Source organism: Ralstonia sp. AU12-08 (genome assembly GCF_000442475.1).
Taxonomy (GTDB): Bacteria; Pseudomonadota; Gammaproteobacteria; order Burkholderiales; family Burkholderiaceae; genus Ralstonia; species Ralstonia insidiosa.
Genome location: NZ_ASZV01000009.1, coordinates 70055 through 84410, shown reverse-complemented (window position 1 = coordinate 84410; position 14356 = coordinate 70055). Strand labels below are relative to the sequence as shown.

The following is a 14356-nucleotide window of genomic DNA, read 5'->3' as shown; positions in this document are numbered from 1 at the left end:
TCAGTGAGATGACGAATACGAATCGGATACCTTGAGGCTGCTTTTCGGCAGGGACGGCAATTGGGTCGGCACGTTATCGGGGCCGACGAAGGTGAACGAGGCGGCCTTGATAGTGAATGCGCCGGGACAGTGGAACGTCATGTTGCCGCCCTCGATCGCAAGCGAGGCCCCGCCGCTGTTGAGGCTGATCTTTGACTTCGCCGAGACCTGTACATCCGCGCTCTCACTTGCGACGCGCAGCTGCTTCTCTGCAAACAGGTCCATCCCATCGGTGAGCGCCGAGGCAGTGAACTTCCCCTTCGCGGCGGTGAGGTTGAGGCCAAGTTTGTGCGCGCACAGCGAGATCAGATCGCCCGCGGCCACAGTAAAACGCTTGAGCACGCTCACGTCGGCGTGCTGGCCAGCCGTCACGATCACGTTCTCACCGGCTGCGTGCTGGATGGATTTCGGCGTCACAAACGCCATGCCCGCCGGGGCGCTGGCCAGCAGCCCGGCCCCCTTCAACTGATCGAGCACCTCCAGCAGGTTCGCCTGTGTGGCCTTATCTGCCGGCGTCGCTTTGGCCTGAGTCGTCGCATTCACAAGCGCCGTCACGCGTTGGATGGAGGTCTGCAATTCCCGCAGCGCAGCGGCCATCTCAAGATGCGGGGCGTTCGGGTTCGCAGGATCGGCCGACCAGAACAATCCCTTCTGCGCGCGAACCGTACCCCAGCCCTGCGTGGTTAGTTCGTAGCCTTCGCCACGCTTGTTCTTCTCGCCATCGACGAGATGGCCCATGTTGAGTGAGGTCTTTCCGAAGACCGTCGCGAGCCGGATGCCCTCGTGGTCTTTCAGGTCCTCGAAGCGCAGCTTGTTGCCGAGCAGCGGTGAGCGGAACACGGCGCGGCTGTACCAGCCCTCCTTGCCATGCACCAGGTCCCGCCGCGCATAGTCGTGGGCGGCGCCCGCGATCAGTAACCGGTCGCAATTTCCCTGGGTGGCGATCACCCGGACTTCCGTGCCGGGCAGCAAGGGCACGTGCAGGCCGCCCCGGTACGAGGCCGACGTGCGCAGCAGGCGCAGTGCCATGCTGTTCGTGCCGCGCTTACCGGTCCGGCGCGCAAACTGAAACCGCACCCGGTAGCCACCGTATTCGTCCATCCACGCGTACGGCTGGTCGTCACCGGACTCCACGACAGCAATCAGCGCTCCGGATATCCAGCGCCAATGCTTCTCCGGCACATACTCCGGCCGATACGTCAGGTGCGATGGGATCGCCTCGAATGCGTTGGTGACCGACTCCTTGCGGCTGCCCGTGGTCACAAGCTTCGTCACCACGAAGCCGTGCGGTGCTTCGGGCACGGTGTCGTTGATCACGCGCACCACCATGCCCGGTACCATGCCCTTGACATTGCTCTTGCCCGAGACTCGCGTCTGGCGCGCGATCAGTTCATCGCGCCGCGCATCGGCAAACACCTGTCCTTCCTCAACCGAGTGGAAATGCTCGTTGCTGCGGTTGACGCTGCCATACACCGACCGGTCGTCCTGGGCCACGACCGATTCGACCTGCAGCGGATCATCTGGCTGCCGGAAGTTGTGGTCCCACTCGCGCACGGTCTGCGGCACGAGCGCGCGCGTTACATTAAGTTCCAGAATCGCCTCGTGCCAACTCACCATGCCCGAGTACGGCATCAGCGGCACCTCAAGCGCCCGCATGTAACCGCGCGCAGTGTTGCTGAACACCAGCGTGTCGCGCTGCGGCCCGTCTTCTTTCTTGGCGTGCTTGAAGTAATAGAAGACGCCAGCCCGCCTGCAATGCCGATCAATGAAATTCACGACCGTCTCTTCATACATCACGGTCTGATCGAATTTTCCATCCAGCCCTTCGAGTTCAAACTCGACGTCATAGGACTGGAACAGATCGCGATCAACGAGCGTGCCGGTCAGCAGCTCGCGAAACGACCGGTCCAGGAAAACAGCCGAATCATGGACCTGCTCTAGCAGTGCCAGACGCGGCTTCAGATGCAACTGATAGGTTGCCTCGTCGCGTGACGTCTTGATCCGCGTCCACTGCGTGACGATGCCGTGCACGGTGCGGGCCGCGTGCTGGACCGGCTCGGTCAGCCCCGGCACCGATGGGATCGACGCGTGCTCCTCGATCGTGAAAATCGCCGGGCGGCCCACCACGGCTGCGCCGTCGATATGCTTGTCCGTTGATGTGACCGTGATGTCCGCAACAAACGGCGTGTTCATTTCCTCCGTCAGGACGAACGAAAACACGGAAATCGGTGACTGCAGCGTCGCGATTTCCAAATGAAGAGGCTGCGTGAGAATCGCGCTGGGGTGTTTGAGCACATCCTGGATAGTTTGCATGACCGCCATGGGATCGAGAGGTTTCACACCGGCATTACCGCCGGCCAAGGGACCGGGAAAGCAATGCCATCGGGTTCGCGCAAGTCAATTGGCATCCGGATTGGACGATGTCCGGCACCACCGCTGAGTGTCGTGAACAGGAAGGTCATTCCGATCGCCTCCCGGCCCGCGATGCGCCGTCCAGCCGCGCAATGGCCTGGTCACCAAGCGTTAGCTTCAGGGGCGTGCCGCCAAGCTCTTTCCTGTCGAAGACGCGCCTCCAGTTGGCGGAGCCCCCGGGCTCGCGGTATAGCGCAACGACCGCAACAACCGCCGTATCAGCCTGCATCGGCTGCGACAGGCTCACAGACGCGCCCGGATTCAACACCGCCGCCATGCTCGCCAGCAGATCGTGGGCGAGCACGGTGCTGTCGTTGTTGAGCAAATCGGCAAAGGACGCGTCGTCAAACGCTTTGCGGTCCGTCAGCTGATAGATGCGCACGGCAACCGGCGTTGCCCGCCCACGGCCGTCCGGGTTCAGGGCCTCGCGTGCACGCAAGTCGACATCGAGCACCTTGAGGTTGTTGGAGAACATCGAGCGCCAAGCCTCTGACGACGCATCCGACGCGGCCTGCCACGCCCCGCATGCACTCAGCAGCATGGCGGTGGTGATGGCGGCGATGACAAGGCGGATGGACATCGATGGGCTCCGGTCATCCCTGCTGTAAGGGTACATACCCGTTCACCGGGGGCGCGGGGGTTGCGTCGTGGTTCCCCAGACCGATCGTGATCGTGCGCGCAACGCCAGCGGGCAGAACGGTTGTCCATCCAAGGCGCGGTGCAGCGGTTGTGCTGGTCGGCCCGATCGTCGGCCTGGGCGCCAGCCGCGAGGACACTTCCATACACAGATGGACGTCGACTCTGGCACCCACATAAAGCTGGACGAACGCCATCAGTTCTCGATGCAGCCGAGCTCCCGGCAGCAGGTCCTGCGACTGTTCCGCATTGGCAGGACGCAGCGTCGCACGCACGGCACGGCTGCGGTGGGCAAAACGCTGGCCAAGCACATAGCCGCCGCCAAGCCCACGAGCGGGCGCGCCGCACTCGCCTGTGGGTGCCGACGTCAACGGCCGAGGGTGCGCAACGCGTGCGGTCACCGTCCAGAATTCGTCGACATGCACTTCGGCACCGGGCACGGCGAACGCAATGACACGCGTGAGACCCTCCGGCGTGCGGATCCCTTGGACTAGCAAGCCGAGTAAGCCGAGCATCCGCGAGTCAGGCAAACCTGCGCGCCGAGGCTTGTCACCCCAGCCGAGCCCGGCAAGGTTCAGCAGATTGCGCGATTGCGCATCGCTCCCCGCTGGCCGGAAGCTTTCCGGATAGCGGTACTTCTTCCACGAGCGATACAGCAGCGTGACGAAACGGTGGTTGAACTGATCAAGAAACGCTTCGACGGTTTCATGCCCCTCCTCGCGCAGCACGATGTCGTCGATCAGGTGGGGCGGCATCGCGGCATCAACGCCATACAACCCCATGAAGGTCGTTCGCACGGTCGGCGGCGCATCGGGGCGATCTTCGTCGAATTCGATCGCTGCCATCTCGCCTGCCGGAAACCCGGTCTGGGGTCTGGGCCGGAAACGCACGGGTTCGTGCTCCAGCGTATCAAGCACCGCGAAGCCCGGGCGGTCTGGCACGCCTGCCTCCAACAGCCGGCAGAACTGCATGAAGTTCATCTGCGGCGCGCGTGCGAGCAACGCGGCAACGAGCGGTTCGAGATCAGGCCATTCGCGCGGTTTCATGACTGTGCCGACTGGGCCTTACTGCGCGGCCATTCAATACGAGTTTGCGTGGGCAGGCTCACGATCGCGAGCCGGGTGAACAGATTGAGCTCGGCATGCAGCGCAAAGAAGCGGTGCAGCAGTTCACCGAACAACATCAGATCGCCCTCTCCCGAGAAAGCGCGAGCGTCGAGCGTGACCTCGATGCGCACACCGCGTTCGACCGAGCCGCCCCTGACCTCTTCGATTCCCTCCTGGCGGACCTGCAGGATCCCGCCGAGCCGCCGCCGGTTCAGCGCCTCGTCGGTCCAGTCGTACAGCGCCAACGCGCCGCGCAACACCTCAGCGTCCATCAGCGACAAGAAATTTGGCGCAAGATGCGAGAGGCTGCGCCATTCAAACCGGTCGCCAATGGGCGGATACAGCGCCGCCGTTGGTGCGACGAGATTACGCACCGCCGCAACGCCTGATACCTCCTGCATGAGTTCGGCAAGACGAGTCTCGCGCAGGTTCTTGGGTGTGAGCATCGCGTTGGTGCCCGTCACGCGCAGCGAAACGCTCTCCTCCGGCAGCGCTGCCAGGTCTTCCCAGGCATGGCCACCGAGTGTGATCCACGTTTCATGGCGCCCCGCCCTGCCCGGACGTACACGTGTATGGAAATACCGCTGGGGCGCCTCGTACCGGAGCGCGCCCCCTCGATGCTCGAACGTGGCGAACGGCACGTACGCTTGCCGCTCGCCTGTCTGGTGGTCGAACGACGTGACCGAATCCACCGACCAGGTTTCGACATGCCCACACTGGTGCGCCATCGGTATCACCCGGTATTCAGCCTCGTGGTGGTGCGTCACGATCGGCTCGGCGTCGAGCTCAAAGAGGTTGACCACCGGTGAGCAGAACAGCCGCACGTTCGCAGCACTGAAGCGCTGGTCTGACGGATAGGCCTGCGTCAGCACGACTTCAAGCTCGAAACGGGTCGAATTGGCCGGAAGCCTTGATACATCGAGCCCGCACAGGTTAACGAACAGGAATTTCTCGCGGAATGAGAAATACTCAAGCAGCAGTTGGAACCCCGAAGACGCGCCCTCGACCCTCGGCCACAGCGCTTCGTCCGCCGTAAAACCCGCCGGCTCGATCGTGACGCCTGGCAGTCGGCTCGCCTGGCCATCGCGCACCTCGGGAATGCGCCACGTAATCGACTCGACGTGGCGCGTGAGCGCGAGGTGCATGGCGAACGCGGTGGGCAATTCCGCATTCAGGTACAGGCTGAGCCGGGACAGGTCGATCCCGTCCCGCTGTGCGGACGCATTCAATTCGAACCCGAACCGCAGGACCGAGCGGCCGTCGTCCCGTACGGCCGGGCCAGCGCTCACGAGAGAAAGCGGCTGCAACGTGACGGCCTGCGTGGTCCGATAAAGACACTGGACGGTCGTGGGCACCCCCGTCCCCTCATGGGAGGACGGCGCAATGGCGATGGGCGTGGAACGCACTGGCACGCCAGCGGCCACCACTTCGGTCTTGCGCAGCGTGCCCTGAGACGGAAGCCATTCGACAATGGACAGCGACGGAACTGTGCGCAGGTAGTGTGGCCACAGCAGTCCAACCAGGGCTTGCATTAATTCAGGACGCTCGTCATCCAGCTTTTGTTGCAACCGCCCGGACAAGAATGCGAAACCCTCCCATAGCCGCTCAACGTACGGATCCCCCTCGCCCGCCCGATCCGCGCCGAGCGCGCGCGCACGATCCGGGTGGACTCTAGCGAAGGCCTCACCCGACTCGCGCAAATACTGCATTTCGGCTTCGTAGTAGCGCAGGATCCGATCGTCGTTTTCCATCGCGATCCTTGTTACGAAACAGAGAGTGCGCGCGCAGGGTCGAGCACAGTAAGCTCGGCCTGCAGTTCGCCAATGCGGCGGGCAAGCACCGGCTTGTCCGCATCCTTGCGCGCGCTCATCGCCTTCAATACGCGGATCAACTGGTGCTTGACCTCGAAGACAAGCGTCGGCTCCCAACGAGTGAGCGGCAACGATCCTGCGACCGCATCGAGCTCAGCGAGCAGCGCAAGCGCCGTATCGGCGCGTCCCACATGATCGGCCAAGCGTGCCATGACGAGCCGCAACAGATAACGATGCCGATCGGTCTTCAAACCTGGTAGCGCTTCCAGCCAGCCAAAAGCGGCCTCGACGCCCTCGCGTCCGGCCAGCTCCCGTGCCTGGGCCTCGATTTCCGGCCAGTCGCCTGCCGGGCCGCTTGCGCTGTCGGCCGATACGGGCAAGGGTGCAACGCTTTCGCCGGCCTCCAGATCACGCACTACTGCGTGCCGGGCGATCCACTCGAGCGTCGTATCATCGGCGAACGGGGTGCCATCGCTGAACGCTAGACGCTCGATGCCGGGCAACCGCTCAAGAAACAGTGCAAAATCCGCGCGTAGCAACTCGCGCCAACTGCTGTAAGGTGCACCAATGTGGTCCAGTGCAGCGTGCTGGAAGCATTGGAGATCGAACCACAGGTGGTTCACACCCTCCATGAAGGCGCCCTCGACGCGCTCGAGCAGCTCGTGCCACTGTTTCTGCAGGACGAGCCGCTTCATCTGGGCGCGCAGCTCGCCTCGCGGCGGCGCCAGGCGCGTGCGGCAGGCCGCGTCCGCCGGCGGCGCTTCGTGCAAGGTGTCCCAGCGAATGGTGCGCGCCAGCCGTACCGACGGCAGATAGCCGTTTTCCTGATCGCGCAACCAGACCGCCATGGTGCGTGCCTGGTCGAGCAAATCGCGGGCCGAGGCAACCGTGCCCGCCAAGGTGGAGGCAGTTGCAGCCGATGGCGGCATGCCAGCGCCGGCATCCATGCCGAGGACTGGCGCCTCCTTGCGCTCAAAACGGGAAATGAGCGGCTGCAGGTTCGGACGGACAGACTCCGGCCACGTCGCCGTGCGGGTCACGAGCGTGTTGAGCGCCGCAAGCGAGCGCTCGAGATCCTGGGGGGCGAATTCGCCCCGGCCATCCAGCAACTCGATCATGCGTGTGGTTGCCAGCATCTCGAGAGCGCCCTTCTTCGCTTCGGCACGCGCGGGTAGCACCGCCTCTCCAAAGCGCTCAACCAAGGCAGCGGCCAATTCGAGGCCATCGGCAAAGCCCGCCGGACCATCCTGTCTCAGACGGGCTCCAGCGTAATAACCCGCCAGACGCAGATCCTTGCCGGTTTCCTTGATGAGCTGCTCGCAGGAACCGGCGACCAAGGCATCGTCAATGCCGGAGAGCTTGCTGGCTTCATCCTTGAGCGCGAAGAACGCGTCTTCGTAGCCTGGATCGCGGCCGATCTCGTTATCGCGCGCAACAGGCTGCAGCCAGGTATCCCACGCGTCCAGACGCGACCGGACCAACTGCTCGGCATCGCGAGATGGAAAAAACGCTTTGAGCACGCCGGGCAACATCACACGGTCTCCCACGACGCTTGCGTTGCCGATCGAACCTTATTTCGGCGCACTTGCGATGTCCTGTCCTTCGCACAAGAGACGCCTTCCCGAGGCAAAACCTGCGTAGATTCAGGCAGCCGGCCCAAACCTGGCTGGCGATGCACGTTCTGCACACGGTCCTGCGAAGGACAGAGCATCGGCATTCGGAAGTTCCTTGACTCGCGCGGTATTAGAAATATCAACGCCGGGGCGCAAATCTGCCCCGGCGGCTACCCACACAACAACGACCGTCGGGTCAGCTCTTGGCCTTGGGCATCTGCGACACCAGCGACAGGCCAATGTCCATGCCCTCAACCTGGAAGTGCGGGATGATGAAGAGCTTGATGCGGAAGAAGCCCGGGTTGTCCTCGATGTCCTCCACCAGGACCTTGGCTTCGCGCAGCGGGTGCGAGGCCTGCAGCTCGTCGCCCGGATCCTTCATCTCGGTCACCAACCCCTTGATCCAGTTGTTGAGCTCGATCTCGAGCAGGCGCCTGTCTTTGGTCGTGCCGATGTTCTCGCGCTGGATCAGCTTCAGGTAGTGCGCGATACGCGAGAGCAGAAAGATGTACGGCAGGCGCGCATTGATGCGGCTGTTGGCCGTGGCTTCCTTGGTCTCGTACAGCGCAGGCTTCTGCGAGGAGTTGGCTGAGAAGAAGCACGCAAAATCGTGGTTCTTGTAGAACGACAGCGGAATGAAGCCCAAGTTGGCGAACTCGAATTCGCGCGTCTCGGGGATCAGCACCTCGGTCGGGATCTTGGGCTGCGCGCCGGTGCCCAGGTCGTACAGGTGCACCGGCAGGTCTTCCACCTTGCCGCCGGCCTGCGGGCCGCGAATCTGCACGCACCAGCCGTTGGAGACAAAGCTGCGCACCATGTTGGCCGCAAACGCGAAGGAAGCATTGACCCACAGGTACTTGTCGTGGTCGGGGCCCTTGACTGCCTCGTCGTAGTTGAAGGCACGTACCGGCGTGGTGTCCTTGCCGTACGGTAGACGTCCCAGCACGCGCGGCATGGTCAGGCCCACATAGCGGGCGTCATCCGTGTCGCGGAAGCTCTTCCACTTGATGTACTCCGCGCGATCGAAGTAGTTGCCGATGTCCTGGATGGCAGCGACTTCCTCCATCGACTGCTTGCCGAAGAACGCCGCGCCGACCGAGCCGATGAACGGCATGTGGGCGGCGGCGGCGACCTTCGACACATTGCGCAGCAGCGCCACGTCCTGCGGTGAGTTGTCGAACTCGAAATCGCTGATCAGCGCGCTGATCGGCTGGCCGCCCGGGGTATCGTATTCCTCGATGTAGGTCAGGCGGTACAGGCCGCTCTGGATGATCTCGGGCGTGTCCTCGAAATCGCGCTGCAGCGCCTCCTTGGACACGTCGAGCACCTCGATGCGGGCGTTGCGGCGGAAATCGGTGCGCGAGACGAGCAATTTCAGGCCGCGCCAGCGGCCTTCGAGGGCCTGGAATTCCGGGTGGTGCATGACCGCATCAAGCTGACGGCTGATCTGCCGGTCGATTTGCCCGATGTGGAAGTCAAGCAGCGATTTGTCGAGCCGCTCGACCGGCTGGCTAGCCTTGGAGACCAGTTCGAGAAAGGCGCCCATGCCGCGCGCGATGCGCTCGTCAGCCGACGCATCCGACAGCATGTCGTTGTCGCGGAACGCCTCCAGCGGGCGCGCCTCGGTCACGGGTTTCAGATTGATCTTGTTGCACAGCGCTGCATAGACGCTGTCATTGTCCAGGACGACGGTCTCGGCCGCCGCGGCTTGGTTGGATTCGGTGTGCTTCATGTCCTGTCCTGTTGTCGGTACCAGGGCGCGCCCTTGCGGCGCGCCGTCAACGCTGCTTTTGCGCGGCTGCGCTCACGCATGGCCTTCAGGTTGCGTGGCGGCAGTGGCAAGCTGCGCCAGTTCGCTGCGCAGGCGCTCGGACAAACGCTTGTCCTTGAGCACCTTTTCGAATTCGCGGCGGAACGTACCGTTATCGAGCAGGTTCGATTTGAGGTCGCGCAGCAGGTTGCGCATGGCGAGCAGCGCCTGCAGCTCAGGGATCTGGCGTGCGACCTGCTCCGGCTCGAAGTCCTTCAGCGCGCGGAACGACAGGTTGATCGGCAACTCCGAGCCGTCGCCCGCGAGCGTGTTGTCGGCGGCCAGCTTGAGGTCGGGAGCAAAGTCGGCGAGCACCGCATCGAAGTTGTTCTTGTTGATGTCGACCTTCTTGCGTTCGGCCAGCGGCGCTTGCTCGCGGCCCGCGCTGAAGTCGCCCGCGACGAGCAGCTTGAGCGGCAGCTCAACCTTTTTCTGCGCTCCGCCCGTGTGCAAATCCAGGGTAATAGAAACGCGGCTTTTAGGGATCTCTCGCTGGAAGCTGTCCATCGATGCGTACTCCAATCTGATTCAAGTCAAGATTTGCGCTGGCTCCCGCCAACACCACATGGCGGGATGTCCCGCTATAGCGCGTCCATTAAAGCAGGTTTACCCGATGGACGTCAAAATCAAGTCAAAGTGCGAATGACACAAACATTGACAATTCAGACGCTATTAATGTGCTAGCAGCGATTGGAAGCGCGCCTCGCGCGAGATGCAGCCATTCTTGAAAACCTTACCAGGCAAGCATTTCCAGTCCAGCGCGGTGCCGGAGCACACATGAATTGCCCAGTTCTAGTATCGCAGCTCAACATCTTTCATATCACTGCATCCAGCCCCCCAGTTTCTCCTTCCGGTTCTTCGACCGAGAAGCAATTGCAAATGAATGAAAACAAATTGTGGCGAACTAATTTGCAATTTAGATGCACTCTATTCATTTGTATACGAGACCAAGTTTCCGCATATAAAATTGGCGCCGCTTTAATTCAATAATCAGCAATTGCACCCCAACCATGCGGATCGATAAACCGCTCTGGCACGAAGGCCTGATCCTGACGCAGCAGCACTTCCAGCAGCAGGAGCGCTGGAATGCGTTTGCCCAGCAGCAACTTGCCGCGGCGGCACTGACCGAGCCGTGGGGGACGCTTGCCGTCGAGGTTGATGAGGAAGCGCTCGCCGCCGGACGCCTCAAACTCTCGCGCTTGAAGGTCCGCCTGCCCGATGGCACGCCCATCGACACGGCGGTGGCTGACGCCTTGCCGGCGGCGCGCGATCTCACACAAGGGCTGCCGGCCGATCTGCAGAGCGTGGGCGTGCTGGTGGCGCTCGCGTTACCGGACGCAAACGGCAACAACTGCCGCTTCGACGAAACGACACTGGCTCGGCCGCGGCGCTTTTACCGGGAATTCGTCAAAGTCACCGATCTGCACGGCACGGGCGAGGCCGAGGTCGCTGCCGGCCGGCACGCGCTGCGCCTGCTGTTCGATTTCGAGCCGCACGCGGACGACACCGTCTGCGCGGTGGCGCGTCTGAAGCGCACGGCGAGCGGCCAGTTCCAGGTCGATGCGCGCTATGTGCCGCCCTGTCTAACGCTCGCCGGCCACCCGTTGCACCTGGAGCGCATCACGCGTCTAGCCGATATCCTGGCCGCCAAGAGCGCGGCATTGGGTGCGCGGCGCAGTGAGCGCATCGAGCAGGTTGCGGAGTACGGTGTGGCCGACGTGCAGCTCTTCTGGCTGCTGCACTGCATTCATGCGGCGTGGCCGCAGTTGCGGTTCCTGGCCTCCCACCCGAACCAGCCGCCTGCGCGGCTGTATGGCGTGCTGGCCCAGTTGGCCAGTGCGCTGACGACCTTCTCGACCAGCGCGCAGCTCACAGACATCCCCGCGTACGATCACGCGCACGCCGATGAAGTTTTCGCCAAGCTGGAGACCCTGATCCGCACGCTGCTCGACGCGATCATCCCATCGCGCGTCGTGTCGATTGGCCTCGCCCGCAAGACGCCGACCCTGTGGTCCGGCCAGTTCCTGGACGAGCGCATCGTGGAAGGCGCGGCCGACTGGTATCTGTCGGTCAACGCGGCGATGCCGGCATTCGATCTGGTCAAGCACTTCCCACGGCTGTGCAAGGTCGGCGCGCCCGACGACATCGAGCACATCGTCAACTCGGCGCTCACCGGCATACCGCTCTCGGCCGTGCAGCGCGTGCCTGCCGCCATCCCCGTGCGCCTGGACAACCATTACTTTGCTCTGGACGCGGGCGACCCGGCGCACGCGCGCATGCTCGCCGCCCGGGCCTGCGAAATCTACCTGCCCGCCTCGGTGCCCGAGGCCACGCTGGAACTCTACGCGGTGCTGCGCTCATGAAAGCCGCGCTCCCTCTTCCCAGCGCCCCTCACAGCGCCCTTGCGGGCAGCGCACTGCTGGCCAACGATGCTGCCGCCGCCCGCCCCGCGGGCATCGGCATGCGCGATCTGTTGCGCGATACGGCGCTCGAGGTCACCACGCTTAGCGGCGGCGGTAAAACTGCCAACGGCCCCGAACTGCGCAACTACTGCCTGAAACTCATCTCGGACTTCCACGCCGCGCTGGATCTGCTCGGCCTGCCGCCGGACGTGCGACAGGAAGCCGCCATTGCCCAATGCGGGCTGCTGGATGAGACCGCGCTGCGCCACCTCCCCGCGGAGCAGAAGGCCACCTGGGAAGCGACCCCGCTGCAGGTGGAACTGTTCGAGCAGCATGACGCGGGCGAACGTGTGTTCGACCGGCTGGGCGAACGCATGCGCGAAACCTCACCCTCGGTGGACCTGCTGCAGTTCTACGCGGCCATCCTGGGGTTGGGATTCGTCGGCCGTTATGCTCGCGAGGGTGAGAGCAAGCTGACCGCACTGAGGACCGCACTCGCTGCCAAACTGGAACAGTTGAGCCCGGCAACCGCCCCGACCTTTGTGATCGACCGCCCCAAGCTGCGCCTGGTCGACCGGCTTCGCGCCCTCTCCCCTTGGGGGTTGGCCGGCCTCGCTTGTCTGGCGGCTGGGCTGCTCTGGCTCGTCTGCAGCGCCGCGTTGGATGCGCAGCTCGCGCATCTGGCCTCCCAAGCCGCCCGGCCGTGAAATCCGACCCACAGGTCACGCAACAGGCCGCAGCCCACGAAGCCGGCCGCTTGTCACCGACGGCGAGCGCACCCACGCTCCATGGACTAGGGTATCCGCTGGCGATGATCGTCACGCTGGGCACGGCGCTCGCGCTGGCGGTGCTCTGGCTGGTGTTGCCTGTTGGCACCGGTCTCGCGTGGATGCTCACCATCCTGATCCTGACGGTCGCCGCCATGTTGGTCTGGCTGCATACGCGCGGGCGCCGCATCGCACGCGAGCAAAGCGCGACTATCCTCGCCGCGCTGGGCGCGGCCGCTGCGGACCTGCCGCTGGACCTGCGCGCGCGCATGCCGCTCGTGCTGGTCACGGGCGACGGCCTGCCGGCGATGTTCAACCGAGGTACGCAAGCCCGTCTCGTTCATGTGGGCGATGGCGCCATCTGGGTGCGGGCCGATCATCCACAGCGCCTGCCGCAGTTGGCCGCTGCCCTGCGCCAGTGGCGCGACGGCCGTGCGCCGGACGGCATCGTGCTGGCGGTGGCGCCGAATCTATACGCCGATGCCGAGGTGCTCGCGCAGAAGCTGCGCCTGATCCGTCAGGCGGCATCCGATGCCTCCCGTCTGCTTGGCGTGAGGCTGCCCGGCTATGTGGCGGTCTACCAGCGGCGTGTTTTGGTACCCCTGGCGTCGCTCCAATGGGCGGGCGTGTCGTCAGCGGTTCCCATCACCGGTGCTGAACGCTTCGAAGCCGTGACCCAGGCGGCCGAGTCCGAGGTGCAGCGCGCCCCCGAGGATCGCTTCTGCGCGGCCCGTGCCGCCACCCTCGCCGCCCTGGTGAACTGGACTCAGGAAGTGATCATCGGCGCATTGCAAGACCGCCGGCAGCCCGCCAGGCCTTGGCCTCTCTACGGCATCGGCTGGATCGACTGCGGCCCCACCAGCCTGCCTGGCGGGCCCTGGGAACGTGATATCGAACTGCGCACGCGCGTCGCCCCAGCGCCGCTGACTCATTCACCGCTGCCATGGCCCTTGCCGCAGCCGCTCATCGAGGCAATCCCCCGGCGAGCGTGGGTGTCACCGCGCTTGGCCGCCTTCGCCCACGCCGTGGCGCTTACGGCTTGTGCGCTGGCTGCTGCGACCTGGGGTGCCGCGAAAAACAACGAGGGGCTGCTCGCGCGCGAGGGCACCGATCTGGCGCAATACAGGTCCATTCCCTCCACGAACGATACGGCCCGGCGCAATGCCCTGGCCACGCTCGTGGCCGACCGCGATCAGCTGGAGCGGTATGTGCGCACGGGCGTGCCGCTGCGCCTGTCTTTCGGCATGTACCGCGGCGCAGCCCTCGTCCCAGCACTGAATGCCGCAATCGCCTCGTACCAGCCGCCGCCCGTACCACCCGTGATCGTGACGCTGGACAGCATGTCGCTCTTCGATAGCGGTCGCGCACAGCTCAAGGTGGGCTCGAACCGGGCGCTGGTGGGCGTGCTCGAGATGATCAAAGCGCATCCCGACAAGCGCATTCTGGTCGCGGGCCACACCGACAATGTCGGCAACGCCCAGAGCAATCTGACCCTGTCAATCGCGCGCGCAAGCGCAGTACGCGACTGGCTGATGGATGCCTCCGACATTCCGGCCACACGCTTTGCAACCCAGGGGCTGGGTGATACCCACCCCGTGGCGGACAACGGCACACCCGAGGGCCGAGCCAGGAATCGGCGAGTGGAGATCACGCTGATTCCTGAGACCACGCAGCCCTAGCGACCTGTTTAGTCCCCGAAGCCTTGCGCTTCGGGATTGGGAAGCTCGGGGACAGGCTCCGAGTGCTTTATGCAGTACGAA

10 protein-coding genes are annotated in these 14356 nt (G+C 64.1%); 3 read left to right on the top strand and 7 right to left on the bottom strand.

The features are described 5' to 3' along the window. From C404_RS37040 to tssB, 7 genes are all read right to left on the bottom strand, one after another. Entirely contained in the window at positions 1–2352 is a 2352-nt protein-coding gene (locus C404_RS37040) for a type VI secretion system Vgr family protein (protein WP_031329026.1), read from the bottom strand. Positions 2353–2497: 145 nt separating this feature from the next. Next, positions 2498–3031 carry a type VI secretion system lipoprotein TssJ gene (tssJ, locus tag C404_RS37035; RefSeq protein WP_021193815.1) on the bottom strand — a complete coding sequence of 178 codons (534 nt, stop codon included), beginning with the start codon at positions 3029–3031 and terminating at the stop codon, positions 2498–2500. Between the two features lie 13 nt (positions 3032–3044). Then, entirely contained in the window at positions 3045–4133 is a 1089-nt protein-coding gene (gene tssG / locus C404_RS37030; protein ID WP_021193814.1) for a type VI secretion system baseplate subunit TssG, read from the bottom strand. After that, positions 4130–5944 (bottom strand): type VI secretion system baseplate subunit TssF, encoded by a 1815-nt coding sequence (gene tssF / locus C404_RS37025; RefSeq protein ID WP_021193813.1) that lies wholly within the window; start codon positions 5942–5944, stop codon positions 4130–4132. The genes tssG and tssF overlap by 4 nt, the downstream gene beginning before the upstream one ends. An 11-nt stretch (positions 5945–5955) precedes the next feature. Further along, entirely contained in the window at positions 5956–7536 is a 1581-nt protein-coding gene (tssA, locus tag C404_RS37020; protein ID WP_021193812.1) for a type VI secretion system protein TssA, read from the bottom strand. Between the two features lie 277 nt (positions 7537–7813). After that, positions 7814–9349 carry a type VI secretion system contractile sheath large subunit gene (gene tssC, locus C404_RS37015; protein ID WP_021193811.1) on the bottom strand — a complete coding sequence of 512 codons (1536 nt, stop codon included), beginning with the start codon at positions 9347–9349 and terminating at the stop codon, positions 7814–7816. A 72-nt stretch (positions 9350–9421) separates the two neighbouring features. Beyond that, positions 9422–9934, bottom strand: coding sequence for a type VI secretion system contractile sheath small subunit (gene tssB, locus C404_RS37010; RefSeq protein WP_021193810.1), 513 nt, complete (start codon positions 9932–9934; stop codon positions 9422–9424). Between the two features lie 503 nt (positions 9935–10437). Between tssB and tssK the strand changes: the two genes are divergently transcribed. The 3 genes from tssK (at position 10438) to C404_RS36995 (ending at position 14275) form a co-directional block, all read left to right on the top strand. Further along, positions 10438–11790 carry a type VI secretion system baseplate subunit TssK gene (gene tssK, locus C404_RS37005; protein ID WP_021193809.1) on the top strand — a complete coding sequence of 451 codons (1353 nt, stop codon included), beginning with the start codon at positions 10438–10440 and terminating at the stop codon, positions 11788–11790. Continuing rightward, positions 11787–12536, top strand: coding sequence for a DotU family type IV/VI secretion system protein (locus C404_RS37000; protein WP_021193808.1), 750 nt, complete (start codon positions 11787–11789; stop codon positions 12534–12536). Before tssK ends, C404_RS37000 begins: the two co-directional genes overlap by 4 nt. 104 nt (positions 12537–12640) lie before the next feature. Then, entirely contained in the window at positions 12641–14275 is a 1635-nt protein-coding gene (locus C404_RS36995; protein ID WP_021193807.1) for an OmpA family protein, read from the top strand. Positions 14276–14356: the final 81 nt, after the last annotated feature.

Excerpts from the sequence above, each read along its gene's own strand:
- C404_RS37040 (WP_031329026.1), bottom strand. The coding sequence starts at position 2,352 with ATGCAAACTATCCAGGATGTGCTCAAACACCCCAGCGCGATTCTCACG.
- tssJ (WP_021193815.1), bottom strand. The coding sequence starts at position 3,031 with ATGTCCATCCGCCTTGTCATCGCCGCCATCACCACCGCCATGCTGCTG.
- tssG (WP_021193814.1), bottom strand. The coding sequence starts at position 4,133 with ATGAAACCGCGCGAATGGCCTGATCTCGAACCGCTCGTTGCCGCGTTG.
- tssF (WP_021193813.1), bottom strand. The coding sequence starts at position 5,944 with ATGGAAAACGACGATCGGATCCTGCGCTACTACGAAGCCGAAATGCAG.
- tssA (WP_021193812.1), bottom strand. The coding sequence starts at position 7,536 with ATGTTGCCCGGCGTGCTCAAAGCGTTTTTTCCATCTCGCGATGCCGAG.
- tssC (WP_021193811.1), bottom strand. The coding sequence starts at position 9,349 with ATGAAGCACACCGAATCCAACCAAGCCGCGGCGGCCGAGACCGTCGTC.
- tssB (WP_021193810.1), bottom strand. The coding sequence starts at position 9,934 with ATGGACAGCTTCCAGCGAGAGATCCCTAAAAGCCGCGTTTCTATTACC.
- tssK (WP_021193809.1), top strand. The coding sequence starts at position 10,438 with ATGCGGATCGATAAACCGCTCTGGCACGAAGGCCTGATCCTGACGCAG.
- C404_RS37000 (WP_021193808.1), top strand. The coding sequence starts at position 11,787 with ATGAAAGCCGCGCTCCCTCTTCCCAGCGCCCCTCACAGCGCCCTTGCG.
- C404_RS36995 (WP_021193807.1), top strand. The coding sequence starts at position 12,641 with ATGATCGTCACGCTGGGCACGGCGCTCGCGCTGGCGGTGCTCTGGCTG.